The 20621-nt window shown below is 67.9% G+C and carries 21 protein-coding genes; 4 read left to right on the top strand and 17 right to left on the bottom strand.

All coding sequences use genetic code 11. The annotated features are described in order from the left end of the window. Nucleotides 1–82: 82 nt before the first annotated feature. The 10 genes from tsaD to glmS form a co-directional block, all read right to left on the bottom strand. Nucleotides 83–1105 (bottom strand): tRNA (adenosine(37)-N6)-threonylcarbamoyltransferase complex transferase subunit TsaD, encoded by a 1023-nt coding sequence (gene tsaD, locus AU187_RS18090; RefSeq protein ID WP_059167080.1) that lies wholly within the window; start codon nucleotides 1103–1105, stop codon nucleotides 83–85. Beyond that, nucleotides 1102–1554, bottom strand: coding sequence for a ribosomal protein S18-alanine N-acetyltransferase (gene rimI, locus AU187_RS18085; protein ID WP_059167079.1), 453 nt, complete (start codon nucleotides 1552–1554; stop codon nucleotides 1102–1104). The genes tsaD and rimI overlap by 4 nt, the downstream gene beginning before the upstream one ends. After that, complete coding sequence (gene tsaB / locus AU187_RS18080) at nucleotides 1551–2153, bottom strand: tRNA (adenosine(37)-N6)-threonylcarbamoyltransferase complex dimerization subunit type 1 TsaB (RefSeq protein ID WP_286132040.1); 603 nt, start codon at nucleotides 2151–2153, stop codon at nucleotides 1551–1553. Before tsaB ends, rimI begins: the two co-directional genes overlap by 4 nt. Then, nucleotides 2138–2605 carry a tRNA (adenosine(37)-N6)-threonylcarbamoyltransferase complex ATPase subunit type 1 TsaE gene (tsaE, locus tag AU187_RS18075; RefSeq protein WP_059167078.1) on the bottom strand — a complete coding sequence of 156 codons (468 nt, stop codon included), beginning with the start codon at nucleotides 2603–2605 and terminating at the stop codon, nucleotides 2138–2140. The genes tsaB and tsaE overlap by 16 nt, the downstream gene beginning before the upstream one ends. Continuing rightward, complete coding sequence (locus AU187_RS18070) at nucleotides 2598–3620, bottom strand: alpha/beta fold hydrolase (protein ID WP_082684007.1); 1023 nt, start codon at nucleotides 3618–3620, stop codon at nucleotides 2598–2600. Before AU187_RS18070 ends, tsaE begins: the two co-directional genes overlap by 8 nt. 95 nt (nucleotides 3621–3715) lie before the next feature. Next, nucleotides 3716–4879, bottom strand: coding sequence for an alanine racemase (gene alr / locus AU187_RS18065; RefSeq protein WP_059167077.1), 1164 nt, complete (start codon nucleotides 4877–4879; stop codon nucleotides 3716–3718). Between the two features lie 101 nt (nucleotides 4880–4980). Further along, nucleotides 4981–6363, bottom strand: a complete 1383-nt coding sequence (gene gad / locus AU187_RS18060) for a glutamate decarboxylase (protein WP_059167076.1) — start codon at nucleotides 6361–6363, stop codon at nucleotides 4981–4983. 13 nt (nucleotides 6364–6376) lie between these two features. After that, nucleotides 6377–7798, bottom strand: a complete 1422-nt coding sequence (locus AU187_RS18055; RefSeq protein WP_059167075.1) for a bifunctional ADP-dependent NAD(P)H-hydrate dehydratase/NAD(P)H-hydrate epimerase — start codon at nucleotides 7796–7798, stop codon at nucleotides 6377–6379. Nucleotides 7799–7920: 122 nt separating this feature from the next. Further along, nucleotides 7921–8814 (bottom strand): alpha/beta fold hydrolase, encoded by an 894-nt coding sequence (locus AU187_RS18050; protein WP_059167074.1) that lies wholly within the window; start codon nucleotides 8812–8814, stop codon nucleotides 7921–7923. After that, a complete protein-coding gene (gene glmS / locus AU187_RS18045) occupies nucleotides 8814–10682 on the bottom strand; it encodes a glutamine--fructose-6-phosphate transaminase (isomerizing) (RefSeq protein WP_059167073.1) in 1869 nt (622 codons plus the stop codon). The genes AU187_RS18050 and glmS overlap by 1 nt, the downstream gene beginning before the upstream one ends. Before the next feature lie 55 nt (nucleotides 10683–10737). Here glmS and AU187_RS18040 point away from each other — a divergent pair, with 55 nt between their 5' ends. From AU187_RS18040 to AU187_RS18030, 3 genes are all read left to right on the top strand, one after another. Next, the gene (locus AU187_RS18040; protein WP_059101419.1) at nucleotides 10738–11583 is read left to right on the top strand and encodes a dienelactone hydrolase family protein; all 846 of its coding nucleotides are present in this window, start codon (nucleotides 10738–10740) and stop codon (nucleotides 11581–11583) included. 36 nt (nucleotides 11584–11619) lie between these two features. Continuing rightward, nucleotides 11620–12660 carry an LLM class F420-dependent oxidoreductase gene (locus tag AU187_RS18035; RefSeq protein ID WP_059167072.1) on the top strand — a complete coding sequence of 347 codons (1041 nt, stop codon included), beginning with the start codon at nucleotides 11620–11622 and terminating at the stop codon, nucleotides 12658–12660. Between the two features lie 178 nt (nucleotides 12661–12838). After that, nucleotides 12839–14125 carry a DEAD/DEAH box helicase gene (locus AU187_RS18030; protein ID WP_059167071.1) on the top strand — a complete coding sequence of 429 codons (1287 nt, stop codon included), beginning with the start codon at nucleotides 12839–12841 and terminating at the stop codon, nucleotides 14123–14125. Nucleotides 14126–14681: 556 nt separating this feature from the next. On the opposite strand, the gene AU187_RS18025 is transcribed toward AU187_RS18030, so the two are convergent. The 6 genes from AU187_RS18025 to rplM all read right to left on the bottom strand — a co-directional run bounded on the left by AU187_RS18025 (nucleotide 14682) and on the right by rplM (nucleotide 19623). Continuing rightward, entirely contained in the window at nucleotides 14682–16124 is a 1443-nt protein-coding gene (locus AU187_RS18025; RefSeq protein WP_059167070.1) for a hypothetical protein, read from the bottom strand. Nucleotide 16125: 1 nt separating this feature from the next. Next, complete coding sequence (locus AU187_RS18020) at nucleotides 16126–16431, bottom strand: type VII secretion target (protein WP_059167069.1); 306 nt, start codon at nucleotides 16429–16431, stop codon at nucleotides 16126–16128. A gap of 39 nt (nucleotides 16432–16470) precedes the next feature. Continuing rightward, nucleotides 16471–17808, bottom strand: coding sequence for a phosphoglucosamine mutase (gene glmM, locus AU187_RS18015; RefSeq protein WP_059101535.1), 1338 nt, complete (start codon nucleotides 17806–17808; stop codon nucleotides 16471–16473). 143 nt (nucleotides 17809–17951) lie between these two features. Then, entirely contained in the window at nucleotides 17952–18344 is a 393-nt protein-coding gene (locus AU187_RS18010; RefSeq protein ID WP_059101414.1) for a hypothetical protein, read from the bottom strand. Nucleotides 18345–18709: 365 nt separating this feature from the next. Beyond that, the gene (gene rpsI, locus AU187_RS18005) at nucleotides 18710–19183 is read right to left on the bottom strand and encodes a 30S ribosomal protein S9 (protein ID WP_082691846.1); all 474 of its coding nucleotides are present in this window, start codon (nucleotides 19181–19183) and stop codon (nucleotides 18710–18712) included. Beyond that, nucleotides 19180–19623, bottom strand: coding sequence for a 50S ribosomal protein L13 (gene rplM, locus AU187_RS18000; protein ID WP_059101413.1), 444 nt, complete (start codon nucleotides 19621–19623; stop codon nucleotides 19180–19182). Before rplM ends, rpsI begins: the two co-directional genes overlap by 4 nt. A 320-nt stretch (nucleotides 19624–19943) precedes the next feature. Between rplM and AU187_RS17995 the strand changes: the two genes are divergently transcribed. Next, on the top strand, nucleotides 19944–20135 hold the full coding sequence (locus AU187_RS17995) for an excalibur calcium-binding domain-containing protein (protein WP_059167068.1): 192 nt from the start codon (nucleotides 19944–19946) through the stop codon (nucleotides 20133–20135). Nucleotides 20136–20237: 102 nt separating this feature from the next. Here the strand turns inward: AU187_RS17995 and AU187_RS17990 are convergent, their stop codons facing one another. Next, a complete protein-coding gene (locus tag AU187_RS17990) occupies nucleotides 20238–20564 on the bottom strand; it encodes a WXG100 family type VII secretion target (RefSeq protein WP_059167154.1) in 327 nt (108 codons plus the stop codon). Nucleotides 20565–20621: the final 57 nt, after the last annotated feature.

Raw genomic sequence — 20621 nt, 5'->3', positions numbered from 1 at the left:
GTGCCGGCGCAGGGGTTGGCCGCGTGCCACCTAGCACTCTATACACGAGAGTGCTAGCACTCAAGGTCGGGCTGCGACAAGATCACGCCACTTGGCCCTGCACCACCGGCAGCCCCGGGTCGCTGGCCGCATCCAGCGGCGACGGCGACGCTCCCGCAGCGATCAGGTGCGCGGCGAACGAAGCGATCATCGCGCCGTTGTCGGTGCACAACCTGGGCCGCGGGATACGCAGCGTCAGCCCGTTGGCGCTGCACCGCTCCTCGGCCAGTTCCCGGAGCCGGGAGTTCGCCGCCACCCCGCCGGCGATCAACAGCGTCTTGACTCCCAGTTCGTTGCACGCGCGCACGGCCTTGAGCGTCAGCACGTCGGCGACCGCCTCCTGGAAGCCCGCGGCCACGTCGGCCTGCGACGCGTCCGGATGGCTCTCGACGTAGCGCGCCACACTGGTCTTGAGTCCGGAGAAGCTGAACGCGTACGGGTCGTCGCGTGGGCCGGTCATTCCGCGAGGGAACACAATTGCATCGCGATCCCCCTCTCGCGCAAGTTCGTCGAGCACTTTGCCGCCGGGATACCCGAGGCCGAGCAGCCGCGCGACCTTGTCGTAGGCCTCGCCTGCGGCGTCGTCGACGGTGCTGCCCAGTTCGATGATCGGCTCGCCCAGCGACCGCACGTGCAACAGGTTGGTATGCCCGCCCGACACCAGCAGGCCGACGCTCTCGGGCAGCGGGCCGTGGTCGTACACGTCGGCGGCCAGGTGCCCGCCCAGGTGGTTGACGGCGTAGAACGGCACCTGCCACGCCGCCGAATACGCCTTGGCCGCAGCCACTCCCACGAGCAGTGCACCCGCCAGGCCGGGTCCGATCGTCGCCGCAACGATGTCCGGTTTGGCCACATCAGCTGCCTGCAGCGCGCGTCGCATCGTGGGGCCCAACGCCTCCAGGTGTGCGCGGGACGCGATCTCCGGGACGACGCCGCCGAACCGCGCGTGTTCGTCGACGCTCGATGCGACCTCGTCGGCGAGCAGCGTCACCGATCCATCAGGACCCAATTCGGCGATCCCGACGCCGGTTTCGTCACACGAGCTCTCGATGGCCAGGATGATCATGTCGAATCGCGCCTCATCGTATAGGCGTCCGCGCCGCTGGCGCGATAGTAGCGCTTGCGTATCCCGACGTTGACGAAGCCGACGCTCTCGTAGAGCTTGATCGCCGCTTCGTTGTCCGTGCGGACCTCCAGAAATACCGCGCCGCCTGCCGCGTGCTCGAGGAGTTCGGCGAGCATCCGGCGGCCGATACCCTGCCCCTGATAGGCCGGGTCGACGCCGATTGTGTGAATCTCGTACTCGTAGGGCTGCTTTCGTCCCAGCCGCGCGATTCCCGCGTATCCGACGAGCTTGTCCTCGTCGCGCGCGGCGACGTAGCGGATGTGCTTGGCGGCGAGTTCGGCGAGGAATGCGCGCGTCGGCCACGGGTCGTCACCGTCGAACAGCTGCGCCTCCAACTCGGCGCACCGGCCGGCGTCGGACGGCTTGAGCGGGCCGTACTCGATGTTCATCGGCCGACGACCGACGGTTTGGCGTCGGGGCGGCGCAGATACAGCGGCACCAGGGGCGCCGGCTCGGTCGTCCAGTCCGTCACCGCACGCACCAACCCCGCGACGGTCGGATAGACCGGCGGTCGCGCGAGCACCTCCGCGGCCCCGGGCACGTCTGCCGGCGCGTTCACCGCCGGCCCGTCGACGCGGACCCCGTCGCGGTAGCGCGCCCAGTACACCTCTCGGCGGCGCGCGTCGGTCACGACAAGAACGTCCGAGCCGTCGCCTCTGCTTTCAATGCCGATCGCGTCGAGGCTGCACACGCCGTGCACCGGTACGCCGAGGGCGTGCCCGAAGGCGGCGGCGCTGGCCATCCCGACGCGCAGGCCGGTGAACGGCCCAGGCCCGCAGCCGACGACGACGGCGCCGAGGTCGGCGACGGTCACCTGGGCGTCGGCGAGGGCGGCGACCACGTTGGGCGTGAGCTGTTCGGCGTGCGCCCTGGCGTCTACGGTCACCCGCTCGGCCAACACCTCGAGCCCATCCAGGCGGACGACGCCCGCGGTGACCGCCGGCGTCGCAGTGTCGATGGCCAGGATGAGCGTCACGGGCTGCTCCACGTCCAGATCGCGGTGCGGACCTCGGTATCGCAAGCCCGCTCCAGCCGGATGTCGAGATGGCTGTCGGAGAGCCGTTCGGCCAGTCCCTCGCCCCATTCCACGACGACCACGGCGTCGTCGAGATCTGTGTCGAGATCCAGCGAGTCAAGTTCGGCGAGCAGGTCTACCGAACCGTGGTCCAGGAGCCGGTACAGGTCGACGTGGATCATCGCCGGCGCGGCCGGGTGGCGGGCACGGTGTACCCGAGCCAGCACGAACGTCGGTGAGATCACCGGTCCGTCCACATCCATCGCTTGCGCGATGCCCTTGGCCAACACGGTTTTTCCCGCTCCCAGCGGCCCGGACAACACGACGACGTCGCCCGCGCGCAGCTGCTGCCCGAGTTGCGCACCGAGCGCGACGGTGTCGTCGGCGGTGGGGAGTTCTGCTGTGCCCGAGGCGCGCTCAGCCATGGTTGCGGACCTTTTCGCGTACCCGGCGGGTGAGCGCGACGAGCTTCGAAGGTGTCGAGCGTTCGACGAGCCGCACGAGTGCGTCGTTGATGGCCTCGGGCTGCTCGAGCTGGACGAGATGGCCTGCGCCGCCGACGATCACCAGCTGGGCCTTCGGCAGTGCGGCTGCCATGGCCTGCGAGTACTCCATCGGTGTGAGCAGGTCGCGGTCCCCGCACGCGATCAGCGTCGGTACCTTGCGCAATGTCGCCAAACCCTCGCTCTCGTCGTGCACTTCGAGGGCGTGCAGGAACTCGACGAGGGTCGCGATCGGGGTGCCGTGCATCATCCGTTCGGAGAACGCCACGACGCTCGGGCTGATCTCCTCGTCACCATAGGACGCGGCCCGCAGAACCGGGGCGATCACCGACTTCGCGGCGCCGCGCGTTCGGTGCACCGTCTTCGGCGCGTAGCGCACCGCGAATCGGGCCGCCTCCAGCGCCGGGTTCTTCAGGATCTCGCCGAGCGGGGACCGCGAAACACCCTCGGCGGCAGAGGCGATGAGCGCGGCACCGACAACCCGGGTCGGATACCGGTGCGGGAACTGCCGTGCGTGCGACAGTACGGTCATCCCGCCCATCGAGTGACCGACCAACACCACCGGACCGCGCGGGGCCACCACCGCCAACACCGCCTCCAGGTCCTGCCCGAGCTGTGTCACCGTGTACGTCTCGGGCGGCGCCTCGTCCGACTGACCGTGACCACGCTGGTCGTAGAACACCATCCGGACCTGGGTGCCCCACTGCTCGGTCAACCTGACGCGCTGAAAGTAGAAGGCGCCCATCCGCAGACAGAACCCGTGCGCGAACAGCACCGTCAACGGTGCGTCTTCGGGGCCGACCTCGCGGACGGCCAGCGACACCCCGTCCGGGGTGGTGACGACGGAACTACGGTCGGCGTCGAGAAGCTCGAAATCCTCGTCGCGGTACTGGTCGTCGGCGGTGACGCGGCGCCGCAGCGACCGGGCGACAGACATCCCGGCGGCGCTGCCGACCGCGGTCAGTCCAGCCGCGCCCGCGAGCCAACGCGTGTTCGAGTTGCGGCCGCGTGGCCGGGGGAAACCGAGTTCACTCAACGTGTTTCGCCCGTCGACCCGGTGTAGGTCCGCACGAAACGACCGCGAGGACTGGTCACCACTTCGTAGTTGATGGTGCCGAGCAGGTCGGCCCAGTCCTGCGCGGTCGATTCACCCTGGGCGCCCGGCCCGAACAGGATCGCGTCGTCACCCTCGACGACGTCGCCATCGGGTCCGAGGTCGACGACGAACTGGTCCATGCAGATTCGCCCGACACCACGGCGCAGTCGGCCGTTGATCAGCACGTCGATGCGGTTGCTCAAATTGCGGAAGACACCGTCGGCGTACCCGACCGGCAACAGCGCCACCGTGGTGTCGCGGTCGGCGACCCAGGTGTGCCCGTAGGACACACCGTCCCCGGCCCGCAGCGACCGCACCAGCGCCACCGGGCATTTCAGCGTCATCGCCGGGCGCAGCCCCATGTCGCCTCGTTCGGGTATCGGGGTCTGGCCGTACACCGCGATGCCGGGGCGCACCAGATCGAAGGCCAGGTCGGGCCGCGTCATCGCCGCCGGGCTGTTGCTCAGGTGCAAGATCTCGAAGTGCACGCCCTGTTCGGCCGCATAGCTTCTCATCTCGATGAGTCGTTGCGCCTGTTGGCTATTGAGCGGATCGTCGGGATTGTCGCCGTGTACGAGGTGCGACATCAGTCCGCGGACCCTGAGCGCGCCGTCGGCCTGCGCGCGCTTAACGGCGGTGATCATCGCCGGGTAGTCGGCCGGGCCGACGCCGTTGCGGCTCAGCCCGGTGTCGGCTTTGACGGTGACCGATGCGCTGCGTCCGGTCCTGGTGACAGCGTCGAGCAGTTCGCCGAGCTGGCGCACCGACGACACGGCGATCTGGACATCGGCGGCCACCGCGGGCGCGAAGTCGGTGCCGGGCGGGTGCAGCCAGGCCAGCACCGGAGCGGTGATGCCGTCGCGTCGCAGCGCCAATGCCTCGGCGACGGTCGCCACCCCGAGTTCGGCGGCGCCTGCGGCCAGGGCCGCCCGACCCACCTGGGTGGCGCCGTGGCCGTAGCCGTCGGCTTTGACGACGACGAGCACCTGCGCCGTGCCCGCGCGTTCGCGCAGCAGCCGCACGTTGTGGGCGATCGCATCGAGGTCGACGACCGCCTGCGGGGCCGCGGTCGCGGTCGAATATGCCTGCAAGGTATCCATCTGGCCCAATTGTCCCAGACCGCCCACTCAGGCCGTCGAAGGTGAACTTGTGTTCGATTCTTCGCCGATTTTCGCGCACAGGTCGACGGTCGACGCGCGCTTCAGTGCGCGAACGGCTGCTCGCGGTCGAAGTGGCCCTGCGGCTTGAGCTCGTCGAGGTGGGCCAGCACCGTGGCCAGATCGTCGTACAGCGCCCGGGCCAGGTCTGCGGACAAACCCTCCCGCACCACGATGCGCAGCATCGTGACGTCCGCGGCGCCTTCCGGCATCGTGTAGGCGGGCACCTGCCAGCCGTAGGAGCGCAACGCCTGGGACACGTCGAACTCGGTGTAGCCGAAGTCGCCGGCCAGTTTGAAGCTGACCACCGGGATCGCGGACCCGTCGGCGACGACCTCGAAGTGCTTGCTATCGCGCAGCTGGTCGCCCAGCCACCGTGCCGTCTGCGAAAGACACTGCATCACTTGCGAATACCCGCCGCGGCCCAGACGCAGGAAGTTGTAATACTGGCCGACCACCTGGTTGCCGGGCCGCGAGAAGTTCAGCGTGAAGGTCGGCATGTCGCCGCCGAGGTAGTTGACGTGGAAGACCAGGCCCTCGGGCAGGCACTCCGAATTGCGCCACACCACAAACCCGATGCCCGGATAGGTCAGGCCGTACTTGTGGCCGCTGACGTTGATCGACACCACCCGCGGCAGCCGGAAGTCCCATTCCAGGTCGGGATGCAGGAACGGCACCACGAAACCGCCGCTGGCCGCGTCCACGTGGACCGGAACATCGAGCCCGCCGCCCGCGGCGAGGTCGTCGAGCGCCGAGCAGATCTCGGCGATCGGCTCGAGTTCACCGGTGTACGTGGTGCCCAGGATGGCCACCACCCCGATGGTGTCCTCGTCGATGTTCTCCAGCACCTGCTCGGGCGTGATGACGTAACGGTCCTCCGCCATCGGTAGATATCGCGGTTCGACGTCGAAGTAGCGACAGAACTTCTCCCAGACCACCTGAACGTTGGCGCCCATCACCAGGTTCGGCGTGCGGCCCTTCCAGTCTTTCCCAACGCGTTCGCGCCAACGCCACTTCATCGCGAGGCCGGCCAGCATCACCGCTTCGCTGGAACCGATCGTCGACACCCCGACCGCGCTCGACGGGTCGTCGTCGCGCAGGCCCTCGGCGTGGAACAGGTCGGCCACCATGCACACGCAGCGCTGCTCGATCGCTGCGGTCGCCGGGTACTCGTCTTTGTCGATCATGTTCTTGTCGAAGGTCTCGGCCATCAGCTTTTCGGCCTGCGGGTCCATCCATGTCGTGACGAACGTCGCCAGATTCAGCCGCGAGCTGCCGTCGAGCATGAGCTCGTCGTGGATGAAGCGGTACGCGGCATCGGGATCCATCGCATCGTGGGGCAGCCGCAGCGACGGCACGGGCGCCATCGCCAGCCGTCCGGTGTAGGCGGGGGCGACCTGCGGCGCGTGACTGCGCGTGGGCGACATGTGGTTCCTCTCGTTACAGACTGGCTAGGGCACTTCGGACGTGCGCGAGAATCCGCGACGCAGAAGTCGGGGCGGGATGCGGTCCCGGATCGGAAGCGGCCAGGTTTGCGGCACGGGCGTGGACGAATGCCGCGGCGGCGGCGGCCTCGCCGGCGGGCAGACCCGCAGCCAGTAGCGCGCCGATGATGCCCGTCAACACGTCGCCGGATCCGGCTGTGGCGGCCCATGATTGGCCCGCGGGATTGAGGTACACCGGTCCGCCGGGCTCGGCGATGACAGTCACGTTGCCCTTCAGCAGCACAGTCACACCGAGCCGGTCGGCCAGCTTGCGGGTGGCTCCGACGCGGTCATCGCCGGGAGCCGAACCGGCCAGCCGCGCGAACTCACCGGCGTGCGGCGTCAGCACCGTGGGCGCCGCGCGACCGTCGACGAGATCGGGATGCGCAGCCAGGATCGTCAGGCCGTCGGCGTCGACGACCACCGGCAGGCCGCTGTCCAAGGCGAACCACAGCGCCGCCGCACCGGTGTCATCGGTACCCAGACCGGGTCCGACCGCCCACGCCTGCACGCGGCCCGAAGCGCTGGCGCTCGGCGCGGCAATCACCTCCGGCCACTGCGAAAGAACCTGCTGCCCAGCACTTCCCGCGTAACGCACCATGCCCGACGTCGCCGCGACCGCCGCCCCGGAGCACAGGACCGCGGCGCCCGGGTAGGTGGCGGACCCCGCGAGGACGCCGGTGACCCCCTGGGTGTACTTGTCGTCCTTCGGGCCCGGCACCGGCCAACGGGCGGCCACATCGGCGGCGTCGAACGACATCATGTCGGACAACGTCAGATCCAGCCCGATGTCGACCAACTCGACGCGGCCGCAGTCGCCCAGTGCGTGAACGGGTTTGAGGCCACCGAAAGTCACGGTCACCGTGGCCCGCACATGCGGCCCGTCGGCCACCCCGGTCTGCACATCCACGCCGCTGGGAATGTCGACGGCGACCACGGGAATGGCGGCTTCCTCGACGGCGGTGAACACCTCGGCCGCGTTCGGCCGCAGTGACCCGGTGCCCGAGATTCCGACCACGCCGTCGATCACCAGGTCTGTCTCTGCGGGGACCGTTTCGACGATCCGTCCGCGTGCGCCGGTGAACGCCGCGAGCGCCGTGCGGTGAGTGCGGTCGGGATTGAGCAGGATTGCGTCGGCCGCGGCGCCGCGACGGCGCAGGAACGTCGCCGCCCACAGCGCGTCGCCGCCGTTGTCGCCGGAACCGACCACCGCGCAGACGCGGCGACCCGAAATCCCGCCGGTGCGCAGCATGAGTTCGCGGGCGATCGCGACGGCGAGACCGTAGGCGGCGCGGCGCATCAGGGCACCGTCGGGCAGGGACGCCAGGAGCGGCGCTTCAGCCTCGCGGATCTGGTCGGCGGTGTAATAGTGCCGCATCGTCGCCCACGTTAGTGTGCGCGGCGCCCGACCGTCAGGCATTCGCGCCGCGCGATGGGGCGCCGCCCGACCGCCGAAACTGAACCGATTGTCGAAATTCCTACAGATTCGCGCTCATATGCTCAGGTTCGGCGATCGGCCTGCTTCCAGAAATCCGCTGCCCGTTCGGCGATCTCGGCCGCGTACTCGCCGTTGATAGCGTGCGAGGCGTCGCGCCACAGTTCGACCTGCCCGCGGGCCAGCAGCCTTCGCGCCCGCTCCGCCGCCCGCTCCGCGTCGTGCATCACGCTGCGACCGCCGATCAAAGCCAGCACCGGGATGTCCAACGAGCGCAACTGCTCATCGGTGATCATCGCGGGCATCGCCTTGCGCACTGTGTAATCGCTTGAACCGGCCGAGATCAGTGCCGCCTCGCTGTCCGCTTCATCGATGTCGGCGCCACCGGAGATCCAGCTGAGCACACGTCTGCGCAGGGCCGCGGGAACGCCGGGAAGGAACAACGCGGGCGAGGCCAGCACCGCCTTGATGGCGATCGGGGCGAACGTGAACACCGGATCGAGCAGCACCAGTGAGGCGGCTCGGCCCGGGCGTCGGACGGCGTAATTGGTCGCCGTCCATCCGCCGATCGACACCCCCATCAGGTGCACCCGGGCCAGCCCCAGGCCCGCGACTGTTTCGTCCAGCCACTGCGCCTCATCGTCGGGGCCGCTGATCGGCTCGTCCTGCACGGACAACCCCGCCTCGCCGAGCAGGTCGATGCCGAAGACGGTCCGGTGCTGCAGCAGGTGGGCGATGTTGCCCCGCCACATCGGGGTGGACGCATTGCGCCCGGGTAGCAACACCACCGGCGTCCGCTCCGCAGGCTCGCCGAACCGATACACCCGGACGGCACCGAACGAGGTTGACACATCCTGGGATTCGCTGACGGTCGGCAGCTCGGCCATCGCCGCCCGGTAGACGTCGAGGAAGTGGGCGCGAGCCTGGCCGCTCTTGAAGCCTCCGACTCGGCTCGGCACTACTCGACGGTGACGGACTTGGCCAGGTTGCGCGGCTTGTCGACGTCGTAGCCGCGGGCCTGCGCGACGCCGGCAGCGAACACCTGCAGCGGGATCGTCGACAGCAGCGGCTGGAAAAGCGTTGAGACGGCGGGGATCTCGATCAGATGGTCGGCGTACGGGCGGACGGTGTCGTCCCCCTCCTCGGCGATGACGATGGTGATCGCGCCGCGGGCCTGGATCTCGCGGATGTTCGACAGCAGCTTGGCGTGCAACATCGGCGAGTTCTTCGGTGACGGCATCACGACGATGACGGGGAGGTCGTCTTCGATCAGCGCGATCGGACCGTGTTTCAGTTCGCCCGCCGCGAAGCCCTCGGCGTGCATGTATGCCAGTTCTTTGAGTTTGAGGGCGCCTTCGAGCGCGACCGGGTAGCCGACATGCCTGCCGAGGAACAGCACGGTCTGCGACTGCGCGAAGCGGTGCGCCAACGCCTTGACCGGTTCGACGGTCTCCAGGACGCGGGCGACGAGGTCGGGCATGGCCTCCAGTTCGCGGTATTCGCGCTCCACCTCGTCGGGGTACTTGGTGCCGCGCGCCTGCGCCAGCGCAAGCCCGACAAGATAGTTCGCCGCGATCTGAGCGAGGAAGGTCTTCGTCGACGCCACCCCGATCTCCGGTCCGGCGCGGGTGTAGAGCACCGCATCGCATTCGCGTGGTATCTGGCTGCCGTTGGTGTTGCAGATCGCCAGCACCTTGGCCTTCTGCTCCTTGGCGTGCCGGACCGCTTCCAGCGTATCGGCGGTCTCACCGGACTGCGAGATCGCGACAACGAGCGTGTGTTGGTCCAAAACCGGGTCACGGTAACGGAATTCGCTGGCGAGCTCGGCTTCTACCGGCAGCCGGGTCCAGTGCTCGATCGCGTACTTGGCCAGCAGCCCGGAATGGTAGGCGGTGCCGCAGGCGACCACGAACACCTTGTCGATCTCGCGCAGTTCCTGATCCGACAGGCGCTGCTCGTCGAGCACGATGCGGTTGCCGGCGAAATGGCCGAGCAGCGTGTCGGAGACCGCCGCGGGCTGCTCGGCGATCTCCTTGAGCATGAAGTACTCGTAACCGCCCTTTTCGGCAGCCGACATGTCCCAGTCGATATGAAAAGTGCGAGCACTCGCGGACCCGTCGTGGCCGTTGAAGTCGGTGATGCGGTAACCGTCGGCGGTGACGACGACCGCCTGATCCTGGCCGAGTTCCACTGCGTCGCGGGTGTGTTCGATGAACGCGGCGACATCCGACCCGACGAACATCTCGCCGTCGCCGACGCCGACGACCAGTGGGGTGGAACGGCGCGCCGCGACGATCGTGCCCGGATCGTCGGCGTTGGCGAACACCAGCGTGAAGTGGCCCTCCAACCGGCGCAGCACCGCGAGGACGGACGCGGGGAAGTCGCCCGCGGTGGGGCCGTGGCGGAACTGCAACGAGACGAGGTGCACCGCGACCTCGGTGTCGGTGTCGCTGGCGAACTCGACCCCGGCCTGCTCGAGTTCGGCCCGCAGGGCGGCGTAGTTCTCGATGATGCCGTTGTGGACGACCGCGATCTTGCCCGCGGCGTCACGATGCGGGTGCGCGTTGCGGTCGGTGGGCCGGCCGTGGGTGGCCCAGCGGGTGTGACCGAGGCCGGTGCTGCCCGCCAGGCCGGCGGCGCCGGTTTCGGTCAGCGCCGCTTCCAGGTTGGCGAGCCGCCCGGCCCGGCGACGGACGGTGAGCCCGCCGTGGCCGTCGAGCAGGGCGATACCCGAGGAGTCGTATCCGCGATACTCCATCCGGCGCAGCGCGTCGACGACGATCTCGCAGGCAGGACGCTGCCCGACGTAGCCGACGATTCCGCACATAGGCATTCAGGGTAGTGCAAGAGCCGGCTGAAACCCGGTCGGCTACGGTCGTCTGGTGGCCAGCACGAAGAAGCTCTTCAAGGCCCTTACCCGCCGCGGCCCGCACCGCGTTTTACGCGGTGACCTGGCCTTCGCCGGGATTCCCGGCGTCGTCTTCACTCCCGAAGCCGGGCTGAACCTGCCCGGTGTCGCGTTCGGCCACGACTGGCTTGCCGGAGCGGACCGGTACCACGGCACCCTCGAGCACTTGGCGTCCTGGGGCATCGTCGCGGCGGCGCCGGCGACGGAAACGAGCCTGGCTCCGTCCGCGCTCAATCTGGCCTATGACCTGGGCACGACGCTCGACATCATTTCCGGTGTCCGACTGGGCCACGGAGACATCAGCGTGCACCCGACCAAGCTCGGCGTGCTCGGGCACGGGTTCGGTGGCTCGGCAGCGGTGTTCACCGCGGCCGGGATGCCCGTCAAACCGAAATCCGTGGTTGCGATCTTCCCCACAGTCACCGCGCCACCCGCCGAGGAGCCCGCGACGACGCTGCAGGTGCCCGGGTTGGTGCTGAGCGGGCCGGGCGACCCGATGACACTGCGGTCCAACGCGGTGGAACTGGCTCGGGTGTGGAAGACGGCGACGCTGCGCACCGTGAACAAAGCCAAGCCCGGCGGCCTCATCGAGGGCCGCCGATTGGCCCGGGTCGTCGGCCTGCCGGGAGCCGACCGCAGCACCCAGAAGGTGGTCCGAGCGCTGATCACCGGTTATCTGCTGCACACGCTGGCCGGCGACAAGGCGTACCGCGACTTCGCCGACCCCGAAGCGGCGCTGCCGAAGGCGCCGCCCGTCGACCCGTTCGCCGACGATCCGGTGGATCTGGAGAACAAGGTCGTCGCACTGCTCAAGCCCTAAGGTGACCAACCAACCGGTTGGGTGTATAACTCGATGATGCGCACCGGCATCTTTCTCAACTACACCGACGGTTTCCTGCAGGCGGTGGACCAGGTCGTCGAGCTCGAGAAGGTCGGCGTGGACCTCGCGTTGGTGGCCGAGGCGTACTCCTACGATGCGATCAGCCAGCTCGGCTTTCTGGCGGCGAAGACGTCCAGCATGGAACTGGGCACCGGTGTGGTGCCGATCTACATCCGCACGCCGACGTTGTTGGCGATGTCGGCCGCGGGGCTCGATTACGTCTCCGGCGGCCGCTTCCGACTCGGCATCGGGACATCGGGCCCGCAGGTGATGGAGGGCTTTCACGGCGTGCCGTTCGACGCGCCGCTGGGGCGCACCCGCGAAGTGGTCGAGATCTGTCGGCAGGTGTGGCGTCGCGAGCGCGTGCACTTCGAGGGCAAGCATTATCAGATCCCGTTGCCCGCCGATCGGGGCACCGGTCTGGGCAAGCCCTTGCAACTGATCAATCACCCTGTCCGCGATCGTATTCCGATCACGATCGCGGCTCTGGGACCCAAGAACGTCGAACTCACTGCCGAGATCGCCGAGGGTTGGCAGCCGGTGTTCTTCTATCCCGAGCGAGCCGACGACGTGTGGGGTGAGGCGCTGCGGGCGGGGTTCGCCAAACGCGATTCCTCGCTGGGTCCGCTCGACGTGATGGTCAGCGCCCCCTTGGCGATCGGTGAAGATCTCGATGACCGGTTGTCCTGGGTGAAGCCGCAGTTGGCGCTCTACATCGGGGGGATGGGTGCACGCGGCCGCAACTTCTATCACAACCTGGCCACCCGCTATGGCTACGGCGAGGTGGCCGATGTGATCCAGGATCTGTACCTGTCGGGCAAGAAGGCAGAAGCGATCGCCGCGGTGCCGGACGACTTGGTGCGCAACGTGTCTCTGGTCGGACCGCGCGGATTCGTCAAGGAGCGCATTGCCGCATTCGCCGAAGCCGGTGCGACGACGCTTCTGTTGCAACCGCTTTCCGTCGACCGGCGCGAAACCGTCGGATTCGTCGAGGAATTGCGCAGCCTACTGCCGTAGCTGATTTCCCGGAAGCGCCGACTCCCCTGTACAGTGTCTGTAGCGGCATCTTCTGTTCTGCCTTTTGCCGCTTCTCGATCGTCATACCGAGCGCCGCGGGTCATCCGCGCCGGGCAGGACGACCACTCTAATCTTTCGGAGCTTTTACTTGTCTGTCGAAATCGTCAGTGGCACAACCGTGCCCACCTTCGCCGACCTCGGTCTCCCGCAGGCCGTTGTCGCCACCCTCTCCGCGAACGGGATCGCGTCACCCTTCCCCATTCAGGCGGCGACGCTGCCCGATTCGTTGGCCGGCCGTGACGTACTCGGCCGCGGTCGCACCGGATCGGGCAAGACCTATGCGTTCCTGCTGCCGGTAGTGACCAGGCTCACTACGAGCCCGGCCAAACGCGTTCCCGGTCGTCCGCGCGCGCTCATCCTCGCGCCCACCCGCGAACTGGCCGCCCAGATCAGCGCGTCCCTGGCGCCGTTGGCAGCGGCCACCAACCTGCGGTCGGTGACGATCATCGGCGGCGTCGGGCCGAATCCCCAGATTCAAGCGCTGCGTGAAGGTGTCGACATCGTGATCGCCTGCCCGGGCCGGCTGGAAGACCATGTCAAGTCACGCCATGCCGACCTCTCGGCGGTTGAGATCACCGTGCTCGACGAGGCGGACCACATGGCCGACCTCGGCTTCCTGCCGCCGGTGAAACGACTGTTGGACAAGACTCCGCGCTCGGGGCAGCGGATGCTGTTCTCGGCGACGCTCGATGGTGGTGTCGATGTTCTCGTGAAGCGGTATCTGACCGATCCCGTTGTGCACAGCGTTGATTCGGAGCAGTCCCCGGTCGCCGCCATGGAGCATCACGTATTGCATGTCGACAAGGCCGCACGCCTCAATGTGCTGGCCGACCTGGCCGCGTCACCGGGTCGGACCATCGTGTTCGCACGAACGAAGCACGGTGCGAAAAACCTTGCTCGCCAGTTGAACACACGCGGTGTTCCGGCGGTGGAGTTGCACGGCAACTTGTCACAGAATGCGCGTACCCGAAACCTCACCGCGTTCTCCGACGGCTCGGCCACCGTGCTGGTGGCCACGGACATCGCAGCACGAGGCATCCACGTCAACGACGTGGGGCTGGTCGTACACGCAGACCCACCTGTCGAGCACAAGGCGTATCTGCACCGGTCGGGCCGGACGGCGCGCGCCGGTGCCGACGGCACGGTGGTGACGTTGATGCTCGATGAGCAGGTGTCGGATGTGCGGCAGCTGACCCGCAAGGCTGGGGTGAAGCCGACGATCACCCGCTTCAGCGGTTCCTCGCATCCGGTCCTGCACGAAATTGCTCCCGGCGAGCGGACCTTCGGCAACCCCATCGTCGCCAGCCGGCCCGAGCCCGCGAGGCCGCACCAGCCTTCGGCAGCTAGGGGACACCAGCCACGTCGGCGTCGCCCGGCGCGGTCGAGGCGTCGAGCGAACGCCTGACCAAGGGCCGGGCCGGCGACAGTTCTCAATCAGTGGTCGCCCAGCCCGGTGTACTCCGACATTTCGGCTCTTTTGCGAGGTGTGTCCTCCCCGCACCACAAGAATCGGCTGCCAAGATAGACCTATGAGGAGTCCAAGATGAGTGCTCTCTCATGAACGTTGTCTGCCAACTCACCGGCCAGCCCGAACCGTCCGGAGGTTCCCGCCAAACGCCCGCATAAACGGCACACCTGTGGGTATCCAGGTTTCACTCTCGAAGGAGATGCAGCTATGAACTCTGATACTTATGGGCTGCAACACAACACCGGAATTTGTGCACACCCCCCGCGGCCACTGGCCTACCGCCGGACAACCACGGGAGCAGGGGTCGCGATGATCCTGAGCCGCGGGCGCCGACGGACTGATCACCGCATGGTTCATCGCTGGTGTGAGCACTGCGGCACGACCCATCGCGATCGATTGGTGACGGCCGAGTGCTTGCGACTACTGGTCAACGGTCCCGACTGGCTGGAATAGGCCCTCGAATCTGCGCGATGTCCGGCTCTGACGCCGAACGTCACTCCCCCACCTGGGGTTGTTCATCGGCGGCGATCTCACACGGTGTCCCGGAATCCGATCCGGCAGGCAGTGGATCGGAAGGCGGTTCCGGCGTGACCGCCAAAGGTTCCGCCGGCAGGGGCTCAGGCGGTGGCGTCGCCGCCGACTCGTCAGGCGGTGGAACATCGGCCTCGCTCGGCGGCTCGGTTGCACAAATTGGCTCGACCGCGCCCGGGTCGCCGGAGGCGTCCGGCACCTCCTCGCTGTCCGCCGCTTCGTCGGTCTCCTCGTCAGGATCGCCGTCTTCACTGCCGGGCTCGTCGATGTCCGGATCGTCGACATCGAGCCCGTCGTCGATGTCGGGCTCGGTCGGCTCCGGCGGCTCGTCAACCTCCATGGGTTCATTGAGGGCACCATCGCCGAGCAATCCGCCGAGCATGTCGCCGAGCTGCTGGCCGAAACTCGATATGCCACTTCCGAAGTCGGGCACTCCCCCGCCCAGGGAGGGCAGCGACGGGGCGGCCGCCGGCTGCGCCATTGCGGCGTCGGTCAGTAGCGCGGCTGGAGGCGGCGCGGCGGCTGGCGGCATCGGCGCCGCAGTCGGCGCGGCAGCGGGCGCCGGTGCAGCGGTCGCGGGCGCCCCCCATGCCGCCGGTATGACGGACGCCGACGCGCCGGGCACAGCGCCCGAAACAGGCGCCGCGGTAACGGTTCCCACGGGTGCCGTCGGTAGGGCGCCCTCGTTCACCGGCGGTGGAGTCCATGCCGGTCCGATTTCGCCCGGCACATCGAACGTCGCTTCGGCCTCCGAGGCGAGTTCCGCCTGCACCGCTTGGTAAGCCGCCTCCACCGCGTCGACGGCTGCCCGCATCGCCGCAAGCCACTGACCGCCGATCACGTTGTCCACGAACGGCTTCACTTCTTGGTCCACGAGCTCGCTGGCGACCGCCCGGTCCCCGGCGCCCGTAGTGACAGTGTGCGACGCCGCCAGCCAGTCGGCGCGTCGACCCTGCACGCCGTCACCGACGGCCAGCACCGTCGCGACCTTGCCGTCCACGGCCCGCCAAAGGCGGTCGCGCAGATCGGCATAGGCCTGTGCCGCAGTGCCCACCGCCGCGGCCGCGAGGGCGGACGCTTCACTGTGGCGGCGCAGGAACTCCCGAGACGAGTTCGCGCCAGCGCCCTGCCAGGCCGTCATGAGCCTGCCGAGCTGATCCTCCTGGCGAGCGAGCGCGTCGCCGACCGCCGTCGCTGCGGCCCGCAGTGCAACGCAATCGGTGTCAAGCGCACCAAGATCCATGCCTTCTTCGTTGACATACCAGTCGCGCACCTGCGCCGGGTGCGCTGTCAGATCCGGATGCTGGTAGCCCAGAGACTGGCACGCCCGCACGTACTGCTCGATATCGGCGACACCGGGCATCCCGTCCGCCAAACGCGCGGCGACGTCGAACGCTTCGGCCATCTCAGCCCACCCTGCGTGCGGCGCGCTCATCGGCTTCGACGTATCGGTCGGCGGAAACCCGTAGCGCTGCGGCGATCTCCGCCGCCGCCCGCGACCATCGCCGCAGTTGGCCCACGACATCCTCGGCCGCGGACCGCACCGCGTCACCATGCGCGACATACGCCCGGCCGGCACCGGCACCGTCAAACACCAAGTCGCTCAGATGCGTCCGCACAGCCCCGTCGACGATGTCGACGACGACCTCATACTGATCCGCGATGCTCAACAACGCGGCGACGTCGACGCGGGACGCGTCCCTTGCTCCCATGTAAAGGTTGGACGCGCAGGGACCCTCGCGGGTTCCCCTCTAGTGTTGAGCGCTGACCTGCTCGGCGACCCGCACCGCCAGTTGCCGCGCGGTGTCTTCGTCGGCCGCCTCGACCATCACGCGCACGACTTGCTCGGTTCCGGACGGGCGCAACAGGATTCGGCCTGTGTCGCCGAGTTGCGCTTCCACCTCGGCGACCGCGGTACGGACCGACGGAGCGTCGGCCACGGTCGCCTTGTCCGCGACCTTGACGTTGATCAGAACCTGGGGCAGGGTCCGCATCGGCTCAGCGAGCACGGCGAGCGGAGTGCGGGTCTGCGCCATTCGCGACATCAGCCGCAGCCCGGTGACGATGCCGTCGCCTGTTGTGCCCAAGGCGGGCATGACGATATGTCCGGATTGCTCGCCGCCGAGCGCATACGTCCCGGCGCGCAGTTCCTCCAGAACGTAACGGTCCCCGACGCTGGTGGTGCGGACCTCGACCCCGGCCGCCCGCATCGCCAGATGCAGTCCCAGGTTGCTCATCACGGTCGCCACCAGCGTGTTCGACGTCAGTTCGCCGCTCTCTTGCATGGCGAGGGCGAGGATTACCAGGATCGCGTCGCCGTCGATCACGCGGCCGTGCGCGTCGACGGCAAGGCACCGGTCGGCATCGCCGTCGTGCGCGAGCCCGAGATCGGCACCGTGAGACACGACCGCGGACCTCAGCGTCTCCATGTGGGTCGAGCCGCAGCGGTCGTTGATGTTCAAGCCGTCCGGCGCTGCGTTGATCGTGATGACGTTGGCGCCCGCGGCGCGGTAGGCGTGCGGCGCGGCGGCCGAAGCGGCGCCGTTGGCGCAGTCGACGACGACCGTGAGCTGGTCCAACCTGGTGGTCACGGCCTTGCTGACGTGCCGGAGATAGCGGTCCAAAGCATCCTCGGCATCCACCACGCGCCCGATCCCCGCGCCGGTGGGCCGGTTCACCGGACCCTGGGTGACCAGTTCTTCGATCCGGTCCTCGGTGGCGTCGTCGAGCTTGTGCCCGCCCGGGCCGAAGATCTTGATGCCGTTGTCGGGCATCGGATTGTGCGACGCGCTGATCATCACGCCGAAGTCCGCGTCGTAGGCGCTGGTCAGGTAGGCGACCGCCGGCGTCGGCAGTATCCCGACGCGCAGTGCGTCCACACCCTCGCTGGTCAGGCCCGCGATGACGGCCGCTTCGAGCATTTCTCCGCTGGCCCGCGGGTCACGCCCGACGACGGCCACTCGCCTCGCGTGCCCGCCGGAGCTGGCCAACCGGCGCGCCGCCGCGGAGCCGAGCGCCAGCGCCAGCTCAGCGGTCAGGTCCTGGTTGGCGACGCCGCGCACTCCGTCGGTGCCGAACAGTCGAGGCATGCCGACAAACTTCTCATACCTGCCCGGCGAAGACACAACCGACGAGGTGATCAACCATCTCTACGTCGAACTGGTACTCGGCCGAGACCCGACAGAAAACACCGCCCGCATCACTGAGGATGCGGGCGGTGTGTCATCCGGTTTTAGCGAGCCGGACCGCCCGGGGTCGGGTTGCCCGGAGCCTGAGCGGGGCCGCCGCCCGGCGCCTGACCCGATTGACCCGGAGTACCGGCGTTCTGCGTGAGGTTGATGGGGCCGCCCGTGACGTCGCAGACCGTCTCGGTACCGCCGTCGGCGTCAACCGACTCGGCCAGCACGTTGACCGGTCCGACCTCGAGACCGCAGATCGCGGCAGCCACATTCGCGGCCACGCCGACGTTCACGTCTTCGAGGATGGTCACATCGCCGACAGCGACGTTGACCAGGCCGTCCTGCAGGTTCAGCGGCTGGGCCTGGGCAATTCCCAAGCCCGCGGTGAACAGCAGCGATCCTCCCATCACGGCGCCTGCAGACGCCCTCTTCACGATGTTGTGCATGAGATATTCCTTCCTGTCAGGAAGCAGCGGATCCGGCCCCCGACGGGCGAATGCCCCGGTGGCAGGGTCTGCCTGCCCTGGCGCGAAAGGCGCCTCTGCTTCCGGGGGTCTGGGTTCCACGATCAATCGGGAAGTCAAACCGGGATCTTGGAATAAAGATTGCGCGTCGTGGGTATTCTGCGACCGGCTAATTAACTGAGGCGACAATTAGTTCTGGCATACGCCGCAGGTCGGACCCTCTACTCCCACATCGCGTCGCCCCGCGCAGAGCGTTACTCGTGGGCGCTAAATCAATCCCGGCGTCCTTTCGTTGGAAACGAAAACCGCCGGGTATGCGGTGCACACCCGGCGGTTTCGCGGCTTGATCAGCGCTTGCTGTACTGAGGCGCCTTACGGGCCTTCTTCAGGCCGTACTTCTTGCGCTCGATGGCCCGCGGGTCGCGGGTCAGGAAGCCGGCCTTCTTCAGCGCGGGCCGGTCCTCGGGCTGCACCAGGATCAGCGCACGCGCGATGGCCAGGCGCAGCGCGCCCGCCTGACCGGACGGGCCACCACCATCGAGGTGGGCGTAGATGTCGAAGCTTTCCAGCCGGTCGACGGTGACCAGCGGGGCCTTGATCAGCTGCTGGTGGACCTTGTTCGGGAAGTAGTCCTCGAGGTTGCGACCGTCGAGGTCGAACTTGCCCGTGCCGGGAACCAGGCGCACCCGGACCACGGCCTCTTTGCGGCGGCCGACGGTCTGGATCGGGCGATCGATGAAGACGGGCTCACGGGGAGCCGCTTCGACCGCTGCATCGGTCGTTGCTTCGGTGGTGTCAACGGTCGTCTCTGGCTGAGTCACTGGGCCACCTGCTTGATTTCGTACGGAATCGGCTGCTGGGCGGTATGCGGATGATCCGGCCCGACGTAGACCCGCAGCTTCTTCTGGATCTGACGGCCCAGCTTGGTGTGCGGAATCATGCCGAGGATCGCCCTCTCGACGACCCGGTCGGCGTGCTTTTCCATCTCGTCGCCGAGCGAACGCTTGCGCAGGCCGCCGGGATAACCCGAGTGGCGGTAGGCGAACTTCTTCTGCAGCTTGTCGCCGCCGATGGCGACCTTCTCGGCATTGATGACGATGACGAAATCGCCACCGTCGACGTTCGGCGTGAATGTCGGCTTGTGCTTGCCCCGCAGCAGATTCGCTGCCGCGACGGCGAGCCGGCCGAGCACCACGTCGGTGGCGTCGATGACGTACCACGAACGTGTGGTGTCACCCGCCTTCGGCGTGTACGTAGGCACAGCGCTACCTTCCTTTTGCCCTGTCGGGTTTCGAGTCCCGGTGACCGGGTGCCGGTCAGGCGTTTGCGGAGGGGTTGATCTCGGCGACCGACGTTGACCCGAGGACCCGTGCTTACCGCACGCCAACCAGGCAGCTTACCTGCGGGCGTCGTCGCAGGTCAAAACGGTGCCTCGTTGGGCTCGTCCGATCACCGCGAGCCTGACCCGAACATAGGGAAATCCCGGATTCCTTTTCACTTCCACCGCCCTAGCGTCGTCGCGGGGGTGGCAGCAAACCGGCCGTCTCGCATCCGGAAATTCAACATCGCAATGGAGTGAAAATGATTCGTGGCTTGATCGTCGCCGCATTCGTCGTCGCCGCAACCGCGGCCGGCGCTGCGACCGCGTCTGCCGACGTGTACTACAAGAACTGCACCGCTGCGCGGGACGCCGGGGTGGCGCCGATCCTGCAGGGTGAAGACGGTTACGCCGAGCACCTGGACCGCGACGGCGACGGGGTCGCCTGCGAGTAGGCGGTATGCGCCACCGTGGCCGCTCTCCTCGACCACGGTGGCGCGAACCGTGCGATCCCGGTGGCTCCCCTCCACTCGGGACCGCACAGGCATCTTCCGGGGTCACGACCCCCAAGCGTTCGCGGCGCTGCGGTCGGTCGCGGCGACGTCGTCGGCGCCATCGCGAACCGCATTGCCGAGGCTGATCAGGATCTCGTTGAGCGCGCCGGCCGCCTGCTCCCATCTCGCCTGTTCGATGCGATATGCGTCGGCCGCTTGGCGGGTCCACGCTTCCTGCAGCGGCGCGATCTGAGCGCGCACGTCCTCGAGCGCGCCGTTCAACCGGGCCGACGTGGCATGGATCTCCTGCCGGACGGTGTACTCGATCTCGTCGAAGTTGTAGAAGACAACATGTAGTAGATGACATGCTTTGGCAGCAAGTGCTTGAATGCGACGATCCCCCTCGACAAGGATCACTCTTCTAACCGAGAACTTAATAAATTAGGC

It is taken from the genome of Mycobacterium sp. IS-1556, assembly GCF_001499985.1.
Lineage (GTDB): Bacteria > Actinomycetota > Actinomycetes > Mycobacteriales > Mycobacteriaceae > Mycobacterium.
Note: the sequence above shows the minus strand (reverse complement) of the source record. Positions and strands in the feature narration are given on the sequence as shown.

Coding starts and splice junctions, on each gene's coding strand:
- glmS (WP_059167073.1), bottom strand. CDS start 10,682: ATGTGCGGAATCGTCGGCTACGTCGGGCAGCGTCCTGCCTGCGAGATC.
- AU187_RS17995 (WP_059167068.1), top strand. CDS start 19,944: ATGATTCGTGGCTTGATCGTCGCCGCATTCGTCGTCGCCGCAACCGCG.
- tsaE (WP_059167078.1), bottom strand. CDS start 2,605: ATGGCTGAGCGCGCCTCGGGCACAGCAGAACTCCCCACCGCCGACGAC.
- AU187_RS18070 (WP_082684007.1), bottom strand. CDS start 3,620: ATGTCTGTCGCCCGGTCGCTGCGGCGCCGCGTCACCGCCGACGACCAG.
- gad (WP_059167076.1), bottom strand. CDS start 6,363: ATGTCGCCCACGCGCAGTCACGCGCCGCAGGTCGCCCCCGCCTACACC.
- tsaD (WP_059167080.1), bottom strand. CDS start 1,105: ATGATCATCCTGGCCATCGAGAGCTCGTGTGACGAAACCGGCGTCGGG.
- alr (WP_059167077.1), bottom strand. CDS start 4,879: ATGGATACCTTGCAGGCATATTCGACCGCGACCGCGGCCCCGCAGGCG.
- AU187_RS18025 (WP_059167070.1), bottom strand. CDS start 16,124: ATGGCCGAAGCGTTCGACGTCGCCGCGCGTTTGGCGGACGGGATGCCC.
- AU187_RS18020 (WP_059167069.1), bottom strand. CDS start 16,431: ATGGGAGCAAGGGACGCGTCCCGCGTCGACGTCGCCGCGTTGTTGAGC.
- glmM (WP_059101535.1), bottom strand. CDS start 17,808: ATGCCTCGACTGTTCGGCACCGACGGAGTGCGCGGCGTCGCCAACCAG.
- AU187_RS18010 (WP_059101414.1), bottom strand. CDS start 18,344: ATGCACAACATCGTGAAGAGGGCGTCTGCAGGCGCCGTGATGGGAGGA.
- rimI (WP_059167079.1), bottom strand. CDS start 1,554: ATGAACATCGAGTACGGCCCGCTCAAGCCGTCCGACGCCGGCCGGTGC.
- AU187_RS18055 (WP_059167075.1), bottom strand. CDS start 7,798: ATGCGGCACTATTACACCGCCGACCAGATCCGCGAGGCTGAAGCGCCG.
- AU187_RS18035 (WP_059167072.1), top strand. CDS start 11,620: ATGCGCACCGGCATCTTTCTCAACTACACCGACGGTTTCCTGCAGGCG.